This is a genomic window from Bacillus sp. FSL H8-0545, assembly GCF_038006105.1.
Taxonomy (GTDB): Bacteria; Bacillota; Bacilli; order Bacillales; family Bacillaceae_G; genus Bacillus_A; species Bacillus_A cereus_U.
Map to the genome: position 1 here is coordinate 785035 of NZ_JBBOUO010000001.1, position 16719 is coordinate 801753.

Consider the following 16719-nt stretch of genomic DNA (forward strand, 5'->3'; position numbering starts at 1 on the left):
ATACTAAAAGTAGTATAGAAAAAGGGAGCGAATAATTTGGAAGAGAAAAAGCTAAAAAGAATTCTTGAATATGTATGGATCGCCGTTGTGCTCCTTGTAGGATATTATTTATTAAAAGATAAAAGTATATGGGTTCTATTTTTAATGACATTTGTATTAGCGGGATTAGGAACGCTATTTATTAACTTTTTCTTTGATAGTTTGAATGCATGGAGAAAGAAAAAGAAAGAGGCGAAGTAAGGGAGAAGAAGTATACAAAAGTTGCAGGTTATGTACGAACTTGCATCGGTATATTTTTCCCGCTATTAACGGGCAGTAAGACTCCCACCTCAAAATTTGGTGAATACGAGGAAGGTAGTGGGGAGACAATTGCCCGTAAGAGCCCGATTGGTGAGGGTTAATAATTAGTGGGGGATGGACAAAACCCCCACTGATTAAAGTTTCACTTTATCGTTTTACAAGCGTTAACGAAAAAACATAATAGAACGTGAAAATAGCTCGCCTTTATTATAGGCGAGCTATTTTTTATGCTTCTTTTTTCTCATCATTTGTTTTTTCAGTAGCTAAATGACTATGTTTTCTAGAGTAGAAGAAGTAGACGCATAAACCGACTATAAGCCAGACTGCAAAGCTGATCCATGTCGTTTTAGACAAATTAAGCATTAAATATAAACAACAAATAATAGCGACAACTGGTAGTGCAGGTACGAGTGGTGTACGAAAGCCTCGTTTTAAATCAGGATGAGTTTTCCGTAAAATAAGTACAGCAAAGCAAACGAATGAGAAGGCTGTTAACGTACCGATGTTTACTAAATTTGCTAGTAAATGTAGGTCTAAAAGTCCTGCTAATAAAGCTGCAAATACCCCAGTAATCCATGTGTTTAGTAAAGGGATTTTTACTTTTTTATTTACGCGTGATAACGCTTTTGGGAGCAAGCCGTCTCGGCTCATTGCATAAGAAACACGAACTTGTCCATACATAACGACTAAAAGAACGGTTGTCATTCCTGTCATCGCACCAACTGCAAGTAGCCCCGCAATAGTATCTTCGCCAACGAAATGCAGTGCAAATGCAACTGGATCAGAAACATCTAATTGCGTATAAGGAACCATACCTGTTAAAACGAAAGATACGATCATGTATAAAACCGTACAAATAAGAAGGGAACCGATAATGCCAATTGGTAAATCACGCTGCGGTTTTTTCGTTTCTTCTGCCGCAGTTGCGATTGCATCAAAACCTAAAAAGGCGAAGAAGACAGTGGCAGCACCAGTAATAATACCGTCGTACCCGAATGGAATGAACGGTGTCCAATTTTCAGGCTTTACATATTTTGCGCCTGCTATGATAAAGGCGATAATAACTGCTAATTTTATAAGGACCATAATATTATTAATGCGTGCGCTTTCGCGTATACCAAAACTTAAAAGCCCAGTAATGAGAAGTAAAATACAAACAGCCGGTAAATCAATGAGACCACCTTTTCCTGTTCCGGGGGCCGAGGAAATAATGGCGGGAAGGTGTATATTGAACCCTTGAAGCAATGATTGTAAATATCCAGACCAGCCAACAGCTACCGCTGCAACTGCGAGTAAATATTCGAGCATTAAACACCAACCAACGATGAAGGCGACAACTTCTCCTACGGTCATGTATGCATAAGTATAAACACTTCCTGAGACTGGTATAGAAGAAGCGAATTCGGCATAACAAAAAGCTACACAAGCACAAGTAAATGCAGCAATAAGGAATGATAGCATAATACCAGGACCAGAATGTTTTGCTGCTACAATACCTGTTAATACAAAAATCCCTGTCCCAATTACGGCGCCGATTCCTAAAAACGTTAAATCGAGTGCCGTTAATGTTCTATCTAGCTGCCGTGGTGATTCAGTACTAAGCGCTTTTTTTCGTAATAATGACTTCACTTTGAACTCTCCTCCTTTAGTTTTCATCTCCATAACTGCGAATATAGTACGAGCCCATCGGAAAAGAGTATGTAAGTGAATGAAGATACAGTTATGGTATGTAGTTTTTTTGAAATTTCTGGATTAATCTTATTATATTTCAGAATATTTTGTCAAATAAAACTTTAACAAATAAAATGCCGGCTGTAAGGAGAAGCTATGTGCAGACATAGATGCAGGTTAACAATCAGTAGGGATGAAGAATAACCCACTGACTAAAGATTTACTTTATATAGTAGGAGAAGATGCTATGTTATTTTATTTTGAACTTGTCGTCATTTTACTTTGTACGAAATTAGCTGGTGATATTAGCGTTAGACTCGGTCAGCCTTCTGTACTGGGTAAATTAATTGTTGGTATTATTATCGGTCCTGCGGTGCTAGGTATTATTAATAGTTCAGAACTTATTGATGAGCTTAGTGAAATTGGTGTTTTGCTACTTATGTTTATGGCGGGACTCGAAACAGATTTAGAAGAGTTAAATCGGAATTTAAAATCATCATTTGCAGTAGCGGCTGGTGGAATTATTTTTCCTTTCATCGGTGGTTATGTGGCAGGGTTGTTGTTTGGATTAATGCAATCTCATGCAATTTTTATAGGGTTATTACTTTGCGCAACATCGGTTAGTATTACAGTGCAAACGTTACGTGATTTAGGGAAGATGAATACGAGAGAAAGTACTACGATTTTAGGTGCTGCCGTATTTGATGATGTAATTGTCGTTATTTTATTAGCGTTTGTTATGAGCTTTTTAGGAACGCAAGATGTGAATATAACACTGGTTATCGCAAAGAAACTTATTTTCTTTGTAAGTATTGTTTTTATCGCATGGAAAGTTGTTCCGTGGATTATGAAAATGCTCGTACCACTTCGCGTGTCGGAAGCGTTAATTAGTGCGGCTCTTATTATTTGTTTTTCATTTGCTTATTATAGTGAGCAAATGGGAATCGCAGGTATTATTGGAGCTTTTGCAGCAGGAATTGCAATTTCTCAAACAGAGTATAAGCATGAAGTAGAACATAAAATTGAACCGATTGCGTATGCGATATTTGTACCAGTTTTCTTCGTAAGTATTGGAATGGAAATTACATTTCAAGGTATCGGAAGTCAACTTTGGTTCATTATCATTATGACGCTCATTGCAATATTCACAAAGTTAATTGGATCAGGTTTAGGAGCAAGATTAACAGGGTTTAATTTACAATCTTCTATTAGTATTGGTGCAGGGATGGTGTCGCGCGGAGAAGTAGCGCTTATTATCGCAGCAAATGGATTAACTGCGAATTTATTAGCGAAAGAAAATTTCACAGCTATTGTCATTGTTGTTATATTGACAACGATTATTACGCCGCCACTTTTGAAGAAGTACTTTGTATAGAAAGGGCTTATCTGATGTAGGTAAGCTCTTTTTTTTATCGCAAAAAAGCAATGGTTATGCAGCATGAACAGGTTGTAATTATGGTAAAATCTACGTATATGCTAGGGTAAGGAGAGAAATAGGTGAAGATTACGAGGGGGAAAGTTATAGGTGTAGTTATACTTCTTTTACTTTGCATACCATTTATTGTAGGAAAAGAATCAAAAGTAAAAGGTTTTCCGGTTTCTATTTTTTCTTCCTATGTGGAAGGGGATAATCCGAAAGAACATAAGTACACCGCATTTTTACCTGACTTCGCAATTTGGATAGACGGATGGGAAAAACAGAGATCTGAAGGTGAAATAACTGCATATAAAAAAGGGAATCGAACTGTAATTGTTCATCATCCTCCTGGTGATGATGGCTATTATCTCCATGAAGAAGAATATACGAAATAAAAAGCAGCTGTAAGAAGTGGAGGTGAAATGGTGAAAGCTTCAACATTACTATTTAAAATTGAAAATAATATGGATCAATTTTCACCAGCTGAAAAGAAGGTTGCCATGTACATAATGGAGAACGCAGAGATTGTTCCAAATTTAACGACAAAAGAAGTGTCTACAAATGCGGGATCGAGTGAGGCGAGTGTTGTACGTTTTTGTAAAACAATCGGTATTGGAAGCTTTAAAGCATTTAAGATAGCGCTCGTTCGTGAATTAACAATTGTTGATTATAATATTAACGATTTTTCAGTGATGAATACAGAAGATGGACCGTACGATTTGTTTAATAAAGTTACATATGTGAATAAAGCTGCAATTGAGGCGAGTGTTACTGCGATAGATAAGAAGGAACTTGAGAAAGCTGCAGATAGTATTGTAAATGCTAATAAGATCATATTTTATGGTGTAGGTGGATCAGCTACACCGGCGATGGACGGAGCTTATAAATTTACTAGGCTTGGATTTACTGCAATGATGCTATCCGATTTTCATATGATGTTGCCACTCGTAACAAATTTAAAAGAGGGAGATATATTTGTGGCGATTTCAACTTCTGGGCGGACGAAAGATGTGCTTGAAATGGCGCAATATGCGAAAAGACAAGGTGCTACAGTTATTGCGATTACGAAGCTAGATCAATCATCTCCTCTATATAAAGCGGCAGACATTCGCCTTTGTATGCCGGATGTAGAGCAAGATCATCGCATTGCAAGTATTGCTTCACGAATGACGCAACTGAATATGATTGATGCTTTATACGTTATTACTTTTAACCGTATTGGCAATAATGTGATAGATCAATTTATGGAGACGAGAGAAGAAGCTCTGCGGTTACGGAAGTTAAAGTGAAAAGATGGGGCAACCCATCTTTTTTGTGTGGCTGGACATAAATTTGTCATGAAAAGAAATAAAATTTCATAAAATAAGAGAGTAATATTGATTTTTAATTTCTTAAAGTTATAATGAAAGTATGAAATTAAATTTCAAAGAAGGTGACAATATGTTAGAAAATTTATCTACAGAACATCGTAATGAGAAGACGATGAATTTAGATGAGATGAGCATAAAAGAAGTTTTACAAAGTATGAATCAAGAAGATCGAACTGTTGCGTTAGCAGTTGAAAATGAAATAGAAGAAATTGAAAAGGTTGTACAGATTGTTATTAAATCTTTTGAAGAAGATGGACGATTAATTTATATTGGGGCTGGTACGAGTGGTCGTTTAGGCATTTTAGACGCAGTGGAATGTCCCCCGACATTTGGAACAGATGACAAAATGGTTCAAGGATTTATAGCAGGTGGATTGAAAGCGTTTACTAAAGCGGTGGAAGGCGCCGAAGATCGTGAAGAGTTAGCAGAAGAAGATTTAAAAAGTATTGGATTAAACGAGAAAGATACGGTTATTGGAATTGCAGCAAGTGGTAGAACACCTTATGTAATTGGCGGATTGAAATACGCAAGTAGCGTGGGAGCGAGTACAGCTAGCATTTCCTGTAATAAAAATGCTGAAATAAGTAAATATGCAAAACTAAATGTGGAAGTGGAGACAGGCGCAGAAATATTAACAGGCTCAACACGATTGAAGGCTGGCACAGCGCAAAAGTTAGTACTGAATATGATTTCTACAGCGTCTATGATTGGTGTAGGGAAAGTATATAAAAACTTAATGGTAGATGTTCAATCTACAAATGCAAAATTGGTAGAACGCTCAAAACGAATTATTGTGGAAGCGACAGGCGCTAGTTATGAAGTAGCTACAGAGTATTATGAGAAAGCAAATCGAAATGTGAAAGTTGCAATCGTTATGATATTACTACAGTGTGAATATGGGGAAGCACTAGAAAAATTAAAATGTGCGAAAGGATTTGTGAAGAAGGCACTTTAAACTCTGGGGAGGGGGATTCTGTTATGAAGAAAGAAGAGATAATGGCGAGTAGGATTACGGAGCAACTTGGGGGAGTAAAAAATATTCGTGGCATTGCTCATTGTATGACGAGGTTACGATTAACGCTTCATGATGAAAGTAAAGTGAACATGGACCTTTTGAAAAAGGTTGAAGGTGTTATGGGGGTCATTGAAGATGAAACACTTCAAGTTGTCGTTGGTCCAGGAACGGTAAATAAAGTAGCAGCTGAAATGGAAGTTTTAACAGGATTACGAATTGGTGAGGTGGCAGATCATCACCTTGAAGATCTCGGCCAAGAGATAAAGTCAGGGATAAAGAAGAAAAATAATACACCAGTGAAAAACTTTTTAAGAAAAATAGGAAGTATTTTCATTCCGTTAATACCTGGTCTTGTCGCATCAGGAATTATAAATGGGGTTGCTAACTTTGCGAAAAATGCAGGTGCTGACCCGAATGCAACATGGCTGCAAATGTTACTTTTAATTGGCGGCGGTATCTTTACATTCTTAGGCATTTTAGTCGGCTGGAATACAGCGAAAGAATTTGGCGGGACACCAGTTCTTGGGGCAATTGCAGGTATTTTAATTTTCAACCCAGCGATGGCGAATGTAAAATTATTCGGTGAAGCACTCGTACCCGGACGGGGCGGATTATTTGCAGTTATTTTTGCAGCATGGCTTATGGTTGTAGTTGAAAGACAAGTTCGAAAAGCAGTGCCAAATGCAGTTGATATTATCGTGACACCACTCATTACTGTATTAGTGGTAAGTATAGTAACGATGTTAGCAATTCAACCAGTTGCAGGTTTCTTATCTGAAGGAATTACAAGCGGAATTAATGCTATCTTAAATATTGGCGGAGCATTTGCCGGAGCTGTACTTGCCGGAACATTTTTACCTCTCGTTATGGTCGGATTGCATCACGGTTTAACACCGATTCATATGGAATTTATTAATCAAACGCACGTAACGCCTTTATTACCAGTATTGGCAATGGCAGGTGCTGGGCAAGTAGGAGCAGCGATTGCAATTTATGTAAAAACAAAAAACAAACGACTTCGCAACGTCATTAAAGGTGCATTACCAGTTGGTTTTTTAGGAATTGGCGAACCGTTATTATACGGGGTTACATTACCACTTGGGAAACCGTTTCTTACTGCTTGTTTAGGCGCAGCTGTCGGTGGTGCATTCCAAGCAGTTATGAAAACGGCTTCACTCGGAATCGGTGTATCAGGATTATCATTAATTCCGTTAATTGCTGATAATAAATATTTATTATATTTCTTAGGGTTAGTGATTGCATATACTTTCGGATTTATCTTTACGTACTTCTTCGGCTTTAAAGAAGAAATGGCAGAAAACATATAGAGAAAGGGATTCCTTTCTCTTTTTTTTATATTAGTAGAAGGAGAGATTTATATGTTAGGAGTTTCAATTTATCTTTCAAAAGAGCGAGTGGACAAACAAGAAGCATGGTTAAAAATAGCGAAAGAAAACGGATTTTCATCTATTTTTACATCTCTTCACATTCCAGAAGATGATCCGAATACGTATAAAGAGTTAATTCAAATACTTGGGAAACAAGCTCTCGAAAATGAAATGGAATTAATGGTCGATGTCTCTCCAAAGTCGTTACATCATTTAGGAATAACGTATGAAAATGTGGAAGAATTATTGGAGTGGGGCATTACTGGTTTACGAATGGATTACGGCATCGCGCCCAAAGAAATTGCGAGTGTATCTCATAAGATGAAGGTAGCGTTAAACGCGAGTACGATTACAGAATCATTTTGGAAAGAGTTAATTGCGGAAAATATACGAGTAGATCGTGTAGAAGCGTGGCATAATTTTTACCCGCGTCCAGAAACAGGACTAGCAAAGTCATTTTTACAAAAACAAAATAAGTATTTACATGATTGCGGAATAAAAACGATGGCATTTATTCCGGGAGATGGTGAAAAACGAGGTCCTTTATATGAAGGTTTACCAACGTTAGAAAAGCACCGCTATATGCGGCCACTTGAAGCGTATTTAGAACTTGTTCAAGAGTGTGACGTCGATAAAGTGCTAATTGGAGACATAAGCACGAGTCTAGAAAGTGTACAAGAAATCGCGATGGCGCGTAATGGGATTATTCCAGTGCGATATGAGCCATTTACAAATGAAATGGAAGTATTGAAAGTGTTAGAGAAAGTACATACGAACCGGCTTGATCCAGCACGTGATGTCATTCGCTCTGTCGAATCAAGAGAAGGAAATAAAGTTGTATTACAACCGATGAATACAATTTCAAGAAAGAAAGGTAGTATTACAATTGATAATGAATTGTACCGTAGATATGCTGGGGAGATGCAAATTGTTATAAGTGATTTACCTGAAGATGGGAAAGTGAATGTTGTTGGAATGGTGATTGAAGAAGATGTGTCTTTATTGTCTTATATAGGCGCTGGGAAAAATTTTCAACTTATTCTAAGTAATAGAGCGAAAGCTTGAATTAGCACTATTTTGTAAAAAACATTATCCGTAAAGGGGATAATGTTTTTTGGTTTCTTTAAAAAAGTATTTGACGAATGAAAAGAAATACCGTATTGTTTTGTCTTGTGAATAAATGTTCACCATAACAAAACAAAAAAGGGGAGTTCAGAATGAATCAATATATTGGTAATTTAATTATTCGTATCGTGTTAGGAGTTACGTTTTTTGCACACGGTTTAGCAAAGTTTCAATCAGGTATCGATAACGTAGCAGGATGGTTTACAAGCATCGGCTTACCAGGTGGTCTTGCATACGGCGTAGCAACAGTTGAATTAGTTGGTGGTATATTATTGATTATCGGTTTAGGCGTGAGGTATGTAGGATTGTTATTCGCTCTTATTTTGGCTGGAGCTATCGTAAAGGTAAATGGAGCAGCAGGCTTATTAGGAGATGGAAAGAATCCGGGATATGAATTAGATCTTGCATTATTATCAATGGGTGCGTATTTATTCGTTGTAAAAGCAGAAGGATATGTAGATCGTTTCTTAAAAGAGAAAGTAATGAAAATAAAGTAAATTTCATTTTTTAAGTGTTGACTTGACGACTTGTTGTAACTATATTGATTACATCAAGTCGATTAGTAATAAAATGATTCGTATATTTTTTTATTCTAGTTGTAACTAAGTCGGTTACAACTAGAATAAAGCTTAAAGAATAAAGGAATATAAAAGAGTAAATAAAAGTGGAGGAAATAACATGTCAAAATTACATTTAGAGGTTTTTACAGGATCTGAGCAAGCATTTCAAGTTACATCCACAATTGTATACGGAGAAAAAGATGCAATTCTTATCGATGCACAATTTTTATTAAGTGATGCGCACCGTTTAGCAGCTCAAATTATTGAAGCAGGAAAGAATTTAACTCATATTTATGTGACTCATTTCCATCCAGATCACTATTTTGGATTAAATGTATTACATGAAGCATTTCCAGAAGCAAAGATTGTTGCGTTACGGAATACTGTTGAAGATATTCGTAATACATTTGAGAAGAAAGTGGAACAGTGGAAACCATCTATTGGGCATAATGTTCCTCATCAACCAATTGTTCCAGAAGTATTAGAGGGAGATAAGCTTACGTTAGAGGGAAATGACTTAATCATTAAAGGTGGTCTACAAGGTGATACACCTAATAATAGTTACGTATGGATTCCGTCATTAAAAGCAGTAGTTACAGGAGATATCGTTTATAACAATACTTTCGCATGGACGTTAGAAACAGATGCTGAAGCTCGTCATAAATGGTTAGAAACATTAAGTGAAATTGAAAATCTTCATCCTGAAATTGTTGTAGCTGGACATCGTGATTATGATGCACCAAATACAGCAGATGCGATTAAGCATACTCGTAAATATTTAGTAGCATTTGATGAAGTTCTTGCAGGAAATCCTTCAAGTGAAGAAATTCAAACGGCAATAAAGGAACGATTCCCGCACGTTAAAGCGTTAGAAATTGGACTTGTTTTAGCGGCAAACGCATTTGGGGTGAAAAAATAATGGTACAAAAAACAAATTTAGAAATTGTTCGAAGCACATATGAAGGACCATCTTCTTCAAATGCAAAACATTTAGCGGAAGCTCTCTCTGAAAAAGTAGAGTGGACAGAGGCAGCCGGTTTTCCGTACGGTGGAACGTATATTGGTGTAGACGCAGTAATGGAAAATGTATTTAGCCGTTTAGGATCAGAATGGGATAATTATAAAGCGAGTGTAAATACGTACCATGAAGTAAACGGAAAAGATGTAATCATTGCTGAAGGTATGTATTCTGGAGTTTATAAAGAAACGGGAAAATCATTTGAAGCAGAATTCGTTCATATATGGCAGCTTGAAAATGGAAAAATCGTAAAATTCAAGCAATATGTGGATAGTTATATTGTGCGAGCAGCGATGAAGGTTTAAAATGAAATAAGGAAACAAATGGAATCGGCTGTGCGCAGGCGATTCCATTTGTTTATGTGATTATTAGGGGAATGGGGAATACATAATATGAAAAAATGGATTATAGGGACAATTACAATGATTGTAATTGCGATAGGAGCTGTATTCGGTGTTACTAAACTGCTTAATTATATAGAAGAAGAGGAGAAGAGTCTTAAAGCACAAAATGTAATGGGGCAACAAGGGAAGAAAGCAAAGGAAGAGAAGCAACAAGCTAGTGAAGATGAAATTATTTCTACAATGCATAGGATGGTACATCAAAAAGTGAAATCCTCTGAGAAATGGGGATTTATCGAAATGACAAATAAGGAAATTAGTAGTGCGAAGAACGCAGTAGAAAGCAGTACTAATTTTAAATATAAATCAAAGCTACTTTCTACTTTGGAGCGTTGGGAGAAAGGAGACTTTTCACAAACGGTTGAGGAGCATAACTTTTTGTGGGAAATTCAAGGTGGTGATACCGGAAAGGCAACAGAACGCTTATCGCCAGAAGAAGAAAAACAGTATGTGAAAGAAATGAAAGGTAAATAAAAACATCGCCACTCTGGTGGCGATGCTTTTTCATTAAGAATGCTTTCGCACTAAAGTTCTAGTTGGCTGAGAAGCAACGGTTTTAAAATGAGAAAATAAATAACATCCTGTCACGACGATAATTGTCCCGGAAATTTGAATCCATGTTAGTTCTTCTCCAAGGAAAATAAATGCTAAAATAGCTGTGAAAATTGGATTGAAATTTAGAAAAATACCCGATGTAGTAGCTCCTAATTTCTGTACACCAATGTTCCAAAATACCATACAAAGGACCGTTGAAACGAGTCCTGTATATAAAAGTGATGTTATGAAGGAAGAATTAATATTGGAAACAGTGAAGTTGCCTATGTTAAATGGAAGCAATAAAATGACGCCGAAAATACCAGAATATAACGTCGCCATTAGCGGTGTAACTGTTTTTGTCGCCCATTTACTGCAAACAGAGTAAATACCCCAAATACATACTGCCGCCATCATCCATAAATCTCCGCTATTAAAATGTAGTGAAAATAAAAGTGCGAAATTTCCTTTTAAAAGGACGAGCATAACCCCGAAAAATGAAAGAATCATAGAAAGAATTTGAAGTGTATTTACTTTTTCTTTTAGAAATAGCACAGAAAATAATGCAATCGAAATAGCGTTCAATGTAGAAATAAGACCTACATTCGTTGCGGATGTTTTTTCTAGTGCTAAAAATTGAAAAATGTTAAAAAGAACGACTCCTGAAATTCCCATAAGTATTAACGGAAGTATTGCAGAGCGTGGTGGAATGATTTTCTTCTCTTTAAACCATACCATTGGTAATAAACAAATGATCGCAATTAGCCATCTTAAACTTGTCAGTGTCATCGGAGATGCATGATCGACGAGTGATTTCCCAACGACGAAATTTCCTCCCCATAATAAGCTTGTTAATAATAGTAAAAAGACATAAAAATAAGGCATGCTAAAAACCCCTTTGTTGAAATAAGAATGAACTGTAAATAATTTTAGCATTTTTCTTTATTTTCTAATATATTCTTTTGTATAATGGTAAAAATCCGATAAAATATTTCGTTAGAAATATCATTTACAGAAAAATATTCAGTTTTATATAAGTTATGAGATGTTTCTTCGAATAATCATCGGTAAGAAAAAAGGAGGAATTTTGATGGAGTCATCTGTTATTAAAGTGCTTGATGATTTGGATGTGAAAATTTTAGATATATTGCAGAAAGAGTCACAAGTAAGTAATGCAGAGTTAGCACGCCGCATTAATTTATCACCAGCTGCTATGCATGCAAGAATAAAAAGATTAGACGGGGAAGGATTCATTGATAAGCAAGTAGCAATTTTAAATCAAGAAAAGCTTGGATTTGATTTATTATGTTTCATTTTTATGAGCACGAATATTCATCAATCAGATAAGCTGGAAGTGTTGGAAAAAGAATTAGAAGCGATGCCGGAAGTGTTAGAATGTCACTGTTTAACAGGAGAGTATGATTATTTATTAAAGGTTGCAAATCGTGATCGTAAAGAACTGGAGCAGTTTATCAGAAAGTTGAACAAGCTTGGTATTACACGGATACAGACGAGTTTAGCACTTCGTGAAATTAAATATTCGACGGTATTGCCGATACGAAATGAGGAACCGAGCATCGATTAAGTTGCTTGGTTTTTTGTTTGTGTAAAGTGAAACTTTAATCAGTGGGGGTTTTGTTCATCCACCACTGATTATTAGTTGAACCAATCGGGCGTTTAGGGGCAGTTGATCTCCCACCTACCTTCTTTGCTTCAGCCGAATTTTGAGGTGGGAGTCTTACTGCCCGTTAATGCGGGATAAAATTCAGAAAAGTGATTGACGGAGAGAAAAGAGAGATGTATTATTATATGAAATTATGAATTAAAATTCATATAATGTTATAAATATTAACACTGGGGGCAAGGGGATATAATATGAAAATCTTTAATGCGGTTACAAGTGATGTGAAAGAAATTTATAATCTCATTGAAATGTATGCAAAAGAAGGAGTTGTTTTGCCGCGTGCTCTTTTGTCTCTCTATCAATATTTACAATGTTTATATGTTATGAAAGAAGGAGAGGAAGTCGTTGGAGTTGCTGGCTTACATGTGTTAGGAGAGGATCTTGCAGAAGTACGATCGTTAGTAGTTTCGCATACATATGCAGGAAAAGGGATAGGGAGTAAGTTAGTGAATCATGTAATGAATGAGGCGGCAAAGATAAAAGTGAACAGGGTAATTTCTTTAACATATGAAACGGAATTTTTTCAAAAGTGCGGGTTTGATTTTGTGAATAGAGAAGCATTACCAGAAAAAGTGTGGATTGATTGTAGACATTGTCCAAAAGTTGATTATTGTGATGAGGTGGCGATGATACGGTATGTTGGGTGAAATTTTTAGAGAGAAAAAAGGCCCACTATTATTTAAGAAATAGTGGGTATCTATATTTTAGTCAGAAATGAGATGTTGTTAAGAATTTGAATTCGTTTGTCTTACTGTAAAATTATAAAGCGGATCTCTAAGCTCAAAGTTATACGTAGAACCATCGACAAGTCCTACAACTTTATCGTTATCATAAAGGTCAAGCATAAATTGTGCCATTTGTTTTGCAGTATGAAATTTCGGTACAACACCATCATATTGGAACTCATCAATATTAAATGAACGTTTCGCAAATTCTGTTTCAGTTGCAGCAGGAGCTAAAACTTTTGTTTGTAGTTTTGCACCTTGTTCTTTCAGTTCGTGAGATAGTCCTTCTGTAAATGCACTTACATAAAATTTCGTAGCACAGTACGTAACAGCATTAGCTACAATCGTGTATCCACCGCCCGATGAAACGTTAATAAGCTGTGTTCCATCAACCATTGAATAATCTCGAACGAAAAGAGAAGAGAGTATTGTTAGTGCTTCTATATTTACATGCAACATCGTCTCTATTTTATTTAAATTTTGTTCAGCAATTGAGGCGAAATTACCAAAACCTGCGTTGTTAATCCACGTTTCAATTTGAAAACTTTGTAGACTTTCATAAAATTTATAAACTTCTTCAGTGACGGATAAATCAGTTCTTCGAATGACAACATCCAACTCTGGATGCATTTCGTTAATTTTTAATTTTAATCCGTCTAATTCTTCTTGTCTTCGAGCTACAAGTACTAAATTTTTTCCGCGAGATGCAAAGGCTAAAGCGGATTCATAGCCAATTCCTGAACTAGCACCAGTAATAACAGTATATTTCATATAAAAGCCTCCTAAATTCAAATTAATTTATCATGGTTAGATTGTATTTGTTAGAGTATACTCTAAGTCAAATGTTTTTTATAATTTGGATAAGGCAGTAAAATATATGAGAGTAAATGGCGTGCGGAGGGAGTATGGTTATGTACACAATTAGCGAGGTAGCTAAATTATTAGGAGTGAGCACACATACATTACGTTATTATGAAAAGGAGAACATATTAATTGCAAATCGCGATGCAAATGGGAATAGATTGTATGAAGAGTCACATATAAAGTGGTTGCAGTTTGTAATGAAGTTAAAACAAACACAAATGCCGATAGCGAAAATAAGAGAATACGCTAGATTATATTTAGAAGGAGAGCATACAACCGAAGCTCGTTTACAACTGTTAGAAAATCATAAAAAATCTATTCGAACTCAAAGAGAAAACTTAGAAATTACAGAGAAGATGCTCGAAAATAAAATTATTGCATACAAAGGCTCGTTGAAAAGTAAATAGCGTACAAAATATTTCGTTCTTTGTTGCATGTTGAAAAGGGAGTACAGGTCTTTGTTTTGGAATTTATCTATGAGTATTTTATTATAATGTGCCGATAAATTAAAAAAGAGCAGTTAGCTAAAAGCAACTGCTCGATTCAAAGGGATCTCCAAGGGGGGAATGGAGAAAATATTATGTTACTACCATTATTGACAGATTATTAAGAAATATTCATGTGGATTTAAGAAATTTAAAATATTTTTTGGTTAATAGAATCCGGGTGTTGACACTTTATCAATTGGTCATGTAGAATGTTTATGAATGACATTCAGTCATTTTTTCTGTGAAAGGGTGTAGATAAGCAACTTTTATATGTAGTTAGCTTAATAACGGAACAAATATAAGGATAAATGAGGATGATATTGGTTTTTTAAATAGTAGTTAGAGTGAGATTATATTTTTTAAATTAAAAATGACTGACGATCAGTCAGTATATAATAGAAGGTGAGAGATATGAAAAATAAAGCTTGGTTATATGTCATATTAACATGTATTTTTGAAGTCTTTTGGGTGTTTGGTTTTAATACAGCTCATACTTGGTGGCATTGGGTCATTATTGTAGGAGTTATCGCTGTTGATTTTTACTTCCTATCGAAAGCGTGCGAACATCTTGCAACAGGGACTGTATATGCTGTGTTTGCCGGAGCTGGTACGGTAGGTACTTTCCTAATGGATGTATTCCTTTTCGGCGGCAGTTTCAGTGTAGGAAAACTATTCTTTATCGTGATGGTCGTAGCGGGCGTTATCGGTTTAAAATTGGCTGATAATAAAGAAGAAACCGCGGAAGAAACTATGGAAGGAGCTGCTTAAAAATGGGTTGGTTTTTCGTATTTTGTGCTGCAATTAGTGAAATAGTCGGTGTGATAGGCCTTAAAATGTATAGTAAAGATAAGACGTTAGCAAATGGAGCGATTTATATAGGTGGATTTGCAACTTCCTTCGCATTTTTATACACATCTTTCTTGTTCTTACAAGTAAGTGTAGCTTATGCGGTTTGGATTGGCATTGGAACAGCAGGAGCTGTTTTATTAAATATGTTTCTGTTTGGTGAATCAAAAAGTAAGGCACGTTTGATTAGTGTAGCTCTTATTGTATGTGGAGTTACGGGATTAAAGGCTCTTTCATAAGAAAAGGATATTAAAGTTAAATCTCCTAACGATTTGTTGGGAGATTTTTATTATGAAAAGTGCACGATGATTGACAGTACAGCTAGTTATTTTATAAAATGAGTGACAGTCATTCAATACGTGTGTGAAAGGGTTTAGATGATGAATAAAAAAGAAAAAATTGTCTATGCAGCTATTGAAGTGTTTCAGGAAAAGGGCGTTGAAAAAACGAAGATTTCTGATATCGTGAAATTGGCTGGCATTGCACAAGGAACTTTCTATTTATATTTTCCTTCTAAGTTATCTGTTATGCCTGCAATAGCAGAAGTGATGGTTGAGAAGATGATACTTGCAGTGAAAGAAAAAGTACAGAACGATTCACCTTTTTCAAGTAAAGTTGAGCAAGTAATAGATGCGGTATTTACCTTTATAGCTGAATATCGTGAAATACAAGCATTAATGTATGCGGGCCTTGCATCAACTGAACATATAAAAGAATGGGAAGCTGTATATGAGCCTCTTTATATATGGCTAAGTGACTTTTTAAGTGAGGCAAAAGAATCAGGTGAAATTCGTGATTCGGTTCACGCAGAGCGAACAGCGAAGTTATTTATCGCTCTTGTTGAATCAGCAGCGGAACAAGTTTATTTATATGATCATAAAGATGATGAGCAAGTCGAGCTACAAAAGGCAGAAGTACTAGATTTTTTAACACATGCACTACATATAAAGTGAAACTTTAATCAGTGGGAGGGTTCATCCCCACTGATTATTAGTTGAACCAATCGGGCATTTAAGGGCAGTTATCTCCCACCTAACTTCCTCGCATTCGCTGAATTTTGAGGTGGGAGTCTTACTGCCCGTTAATGCGGGATAAAGAAGTAGTAAGATGAACCTGTCTGAAAAGGTAGGTTCATTTCTGCGGGAAACTGAATGATAGTCATTCACCCTGTGTTCATGTATGTGTGGAAGGATAGAGTGAAATTCTAATGAGTGGGGACATCTTTACTCAGTATGAGCCCACAAATAGCAGGATAAAGAAAAAGCTTCTTGGGCATTATTTTTGAGAGGAACTACGGGAAGAGGTGTTAAAAA

20 protein-coding genes are annotated in these 16719 nt (G+C 36.0%); 17 read left to right on the forward strand and 3 right to left on the reverse strand.

Annotation, left to right across the window (positions count from 1 at the left end):
* Positions 1 to 36: 36 nt before the first annotated feature.
* Positions 37 to 240 carry a hypothetical protein gene (locus tag MHI07_RS04115; RefSeq protein ID WP_002159163.1) on the forward strand — a complete coding sequence of 68 codons (204 nt, stop codon included), beginning with the start codon at positions 37 to 39 and terminating at the stop codon, positions 238 to 240.
* A 285-nt stretch (positions 241 to 525) separates the two neighbouring features.
* Here the strand turns inward: MHI07_RS04115 and MHI07_RS04120 are convergent, their stop codons facing one another.
* Entirely contained in the window at positions 526 to 1929 is a 1404-nt protein-coding gene (locus MHI07_RS04120; RefSeq protein WP_002159162.1) for an amino acid permease, read from the reverse strand.
* Between the two features lie 235 nt (positions 1930 to 2164).
* Here MHI07_RS04120 and MHI07_RS04125 point away from each other — a divergent pair, with 235 nt between their 5' ends.
* From MHI07_RS04125 to MHI07_RS04170, 10 genes are all read left to right on the forward strand, one after another.
* Positions 2165 to 3346: a cation:proton antiporter gene (locus MHI07_RS04125; protein WP_340822086.1), complete on the forward strand. Its 1182-nt coding sequence runs from the start codon at positions 2165 to 2167 to the stop codon at positions 3344 to 3346.
* 122 nt (positions 3347 to 3468) lie between these two features.
* The gene (locus tag MHI07_RS04130; RefSeq protein WP_002159160.1) at positions 3469 to 3783 is read left to right on the forward strand and encodes a hypothetical protein; all 315 of its coding nucleotides are present in this window, start codon (positions 3469 to 3471) and stop codon (positions 3781 to 3783) included.
* Between the two features lie 30 nt (positions 3784 to 3813).
* Complete coding sequence (locus MHI07_RS04135; protein ID WP_033710460.1) at positions 3814 to 4677, forward strand: MurR/RpiR family transcriptional regulator; 864 nt, start codon at positions 3814 to 3816, stop codon at positions 4675 to 4677.
* Between the two features lie 151 nt (positions 4678 to 4828).
* Complete coding sequence (gene murQ / locus MHI07_RS04140) at positions 4829 to 5713, forward strand: N-acetylmuramic acid 6-phosphate etherase (protein WP_340822089.1); 885 nt, start codon at positions 4829 to 4831, stop codon at positions 5711 to 5713.
* Between the two features lie 23 nt (positions 5714 to 5736).
* Positions 5737 to 7101, forward strand: coding sequence for a PTS transporter subunit EIIC (locus tag MHI07_RS04145; protein WP_340822092.1), 1365 nt, complete (start codon positions 5737 to 5739; stop codon positions 7099 to 7101).
* A 51-nt stretch (positions 7102 to 7152) separates the two neighbouring features.
* Positions 7153 to 8226, forward strand: a complete 1074-nt coding sequence (locus MHI07_RS04150; protein ID WP_340822094.1) for a DUF871 domain-containing protein — start codon at positions 7153 to 7155, stop codon at positions 8224 to 8226.
* 152 nt (positions 8227 to 8378) lie between these two features.
* Complete coding sequence (locus MHI07_RS04155; RefSeq protein ID WP_340822099.1) at positions 8379 to 8783, forward strand: DoxX family protein; 405 nt, start codon at positions 8379 to 8381, stop codon at positions 8781 to 8783.
* Positions 8784 to 8964: 181 nt separating this feature from the next.
* On the forward strand, positions 8965 to 9765 hold the full coding sequence (locus MHI07_RS04160; protein ID WP_002159155.1) for an MBL fold metallo-hydrolase: 801 nt from the start codon (positions 8965 to 8967) through the stop codon (positions 9763 to 9765).
* Positions 9765 to 10169 (forward strand): nuclear transport factor 2 family protein, encoded by a 405-nt coding sequence (locus MHI07_RS04165; RefSeq protein WP_002159154.1) that lies wholly within the window; start codon positions 9765 to 9767, stop codon positions 10167 to 10169. Before MHI07_RS04160 ends, MHI07_RS04165 begins: the two co-directional genes overlap by 1 nt.
* A gap of 87 nt (positions 10170 to 10256) precedes the next feature.
* A complete protein-coding gene (locus MHI07_RS04170) occupies positions 10257 to 10739 on the forward strand; it encodes a PRK06770 family protein (RefSeq protein WP_340822103.1) in 483 nt (160 codons plus the stop codon).
* Between the two features lie 33 nt (positions 10740 to 10772).
* Here MHI07_RS04170 and MHI07_RS04175 read toward each other — a convergent pair whose 3' ends face one another.
* Positions 10773 to 11684, reverse strand: coding sequence for a DMT family transporter (locus MHI07_RS04175; protein WP_070127966.1), 912 nt, complete (start codon positions 11682 to 11684; stop codon positions 10773 to 10775).
* 205 nt (positions 11685 to 11889) lie between these two features.
* Here MHI07_RS04175 and MHI07_RS04180 point away from each other — a divergent pair, with 205 nt between their 5' ends.
* Entirely contained in the window at positions 11890 to 12384 is a 495-nt protein-coding gene (locus tag MHI07_RS04180) for an Lrp/AsnC family transcriptional regulator (RefSeq protein ID WP_340822106.1), read from the forward strand.
* Positions 12385 to 12674: 290 nt separating this feature from the next.
* Positions 12675 to 13130, forward strand: coding sequence for an N-acetyltransferase (locus tag MHI07_RS04185; RefSeq protein ID WP_002159150.1), 456 nt, complete (start codon positions 12675 to 12677; stop codon positions 13128 to 13130).
* 78 nt (positions 13131 to 13208) lie between these two features.
* On the opposite strand, the gene MHI07_RS04190 is transcribed toward MHI07_RS04185, so the two are convergent.
* Positions 13209 to 13979 carry an SDR family NAD(P)-dependent oxidoreductase gene (locus MHI07_RS04190; RefSeq protein ID WP_340822110.1) on the reverse strand — a complete coding sequence of 257 codons (771 nt, stop codon included), beginning with the start codon at positions 13977 to 13979 and terminating at the stop codon, positions 13209 to 13211.
* Positions 13980 to 14119: 140 nt separating this feature from the next.
* Here MHI07_RS04190 and MHI07_RS04195 point away from each other — a divergent pair, with 140 nt between their 5' ends.
* The 4 genes from MHI07_RS04195 to MHI07_RS04210 all read left to right on the forward strand — a co-directional run bounded on the left by MHI07_RS04195 (position 14120) and on the right by MHI07_RS04210 (position 16359).
* On the forward strand, positions 14120 to 14479 hold the full coding sequence (locus MHI07_RS04195; protein WP_340822112.1) for a MerR family transcriptional regulator: 360 nt from the start codon (positions 14120 to 14122) through the stop codon (positions 14477 to 14479).
* Between the two features lie 492 nt (positions 14480 to 14971).
* A complete protein-coding gene (locus tag MHI07_RS04200; RefSeq protein WP_002010813.1) occupies positions 14972 to 15328 on the forward strand; it encodes a DMT family transporter in 357 nt (118 codons plus the stop codon).
* 2 nt (positions 15329 to 15330) lie between these two features.
* Positions 15331 to 15645, forward strand: a complete 315-nt coding sequence (locus MHI07_RS04205) for a DMT family transporter (RefSeq protein ID WP_000539672.1) — start codon at positions 15331 to 15333, stop codon at positions 15643 to 15645.
* Between the two features lie 138 nt (positions 15646 to 15783).
* Complete coding sequence (locus tag MHI07_RS04210; protein ID WP_002029987.1) at positions 15784 to 16359, forward strand: TetR family transcriptional regulator; 576 nt, start codon at positions 15784 to 15786, stop codon at positions 16357 to 16359.
* Positions 16360 to 16719: the final 360 nt, after the last annotated feature.

What these genes read in the sequence shown, in the direction of transcription:
- MHI07_RS04125 (WP_340822086.1), top strand. Translation starts at nt 2,165, where the DNA reads ATGAAGAATAACCCACTGACTAAAGATTTACTTTATATAGTAGGAGAA.
- murQ (WP_340822089.1), top strand. Translation starts at nt 4,829, where the DNA reads ATGTTAGAAAATTTATCTACAGAACATCGTAATGAGAAGACGATGAAT.
- MHI07_RS04145 (WP_340822092.1), top strand. Translation starts at nt 5,737, where the DNA reads ATGAAGAAAGAAGAGATAATGGCGAGTAGGATTACGGAGCAACTTGGG.
- MHI07_RS04150 (WP_340822094.1), top strand. Translation starts at nt 7,153, where the DNA reads ATGTTAGGAGTTTCAATTTATCTTTCAAAAGAGCGAGTGGACAAACAA.
- MHI07_RS04155 (WP_340822099.1), top strand. Translation starts at nt 8,379, where the DNA reads ATGAATCAATATATTGGTAATTTAATTATTCGTATCGTGTTAGGAGTT.
- MHI07_RS04160 (WP_002159155.1), top strand. Translation starts at nt 8,965, where the DNA reads ATGTCAAAATTACATTTAGAGGTTTTTACAGGATCTGAGCAAGCATTT.
- MHI07_RS04165 (WP_002159154.1), top strand. Translation starts at nt 9,765, where the DNA reads ATGGTACAAAAAACAAATTTAGAAATTGTTCGAAGCACATATGAAGGA.
- MHI07_RS04170 (WP_340822103.1), top strand. Translation starts at nt 10,257, where the DNA reads ATGAAAAAATGGATTATAGGGACAATTACAATGATTGTAATTGCGATA.
- MHI07_RS04175 (WP_070127966.1), bottom strand. Translation starts at nt 11,684, where the DNA reads ATGCCTTATTTTTATGTCTTTTTACTATTATTAACAAGCTTATTATGG.
- MHI07_RS04180 (WP_340822106.1), top strand. Translation starts at nt 11,890, where the DNA reads ATGGAGTCATCTGTTATTAAAGTGCTTGATGATTTGGATGTGAAAATT.
- MHI07_RS04185 (WP_002159150.1), top strand. Translation starts at nt 12,675, where the DNA reads ATGAAAATCTTTAATGCGGTTACAAGTGATGTGAAAGAAATTTATAAT.
- MHI07_RS04190 (WP_340822110.1), bottom strand. Translation starts at nt 13,979, where the DNA reads ATGAAATATACTGTTATTACTGGTGCTAGTTCAGGAATTGGCTATGAA.
- MHI07_RS04195 (WP_340822112.1), top strand. Translation starts at nt 14,120, where the DNA reads ATGTACACAATTAGCGAGGTAGCTAAATTATTAGGAGTGAGCACACAT.
- MHI07_RS04200 (WP_002010813.1), top strand. Translation starts at nt 14,972, where the DNA reads ATGAAAAATAAAGCTTGGTTATATGTCATATTAACATGTATTTTTGAA.
- MHI07_RS04205 (WP_000539672.1), top strand. Translation starts at nt 15,331, where the DNA reads ATGGGTTGGTTTTTCGTATTTTGTGCTGCAATTAGTGAAATAGTCGGT.
- MHI07_RS04210 (WP_002029987.1), top strand. Translation starts at nt 15,784, where the DNA reads ATGATGAATAAAAAAGAAAAAATTGTCTATGCAGCTATTGAAGTGTTT.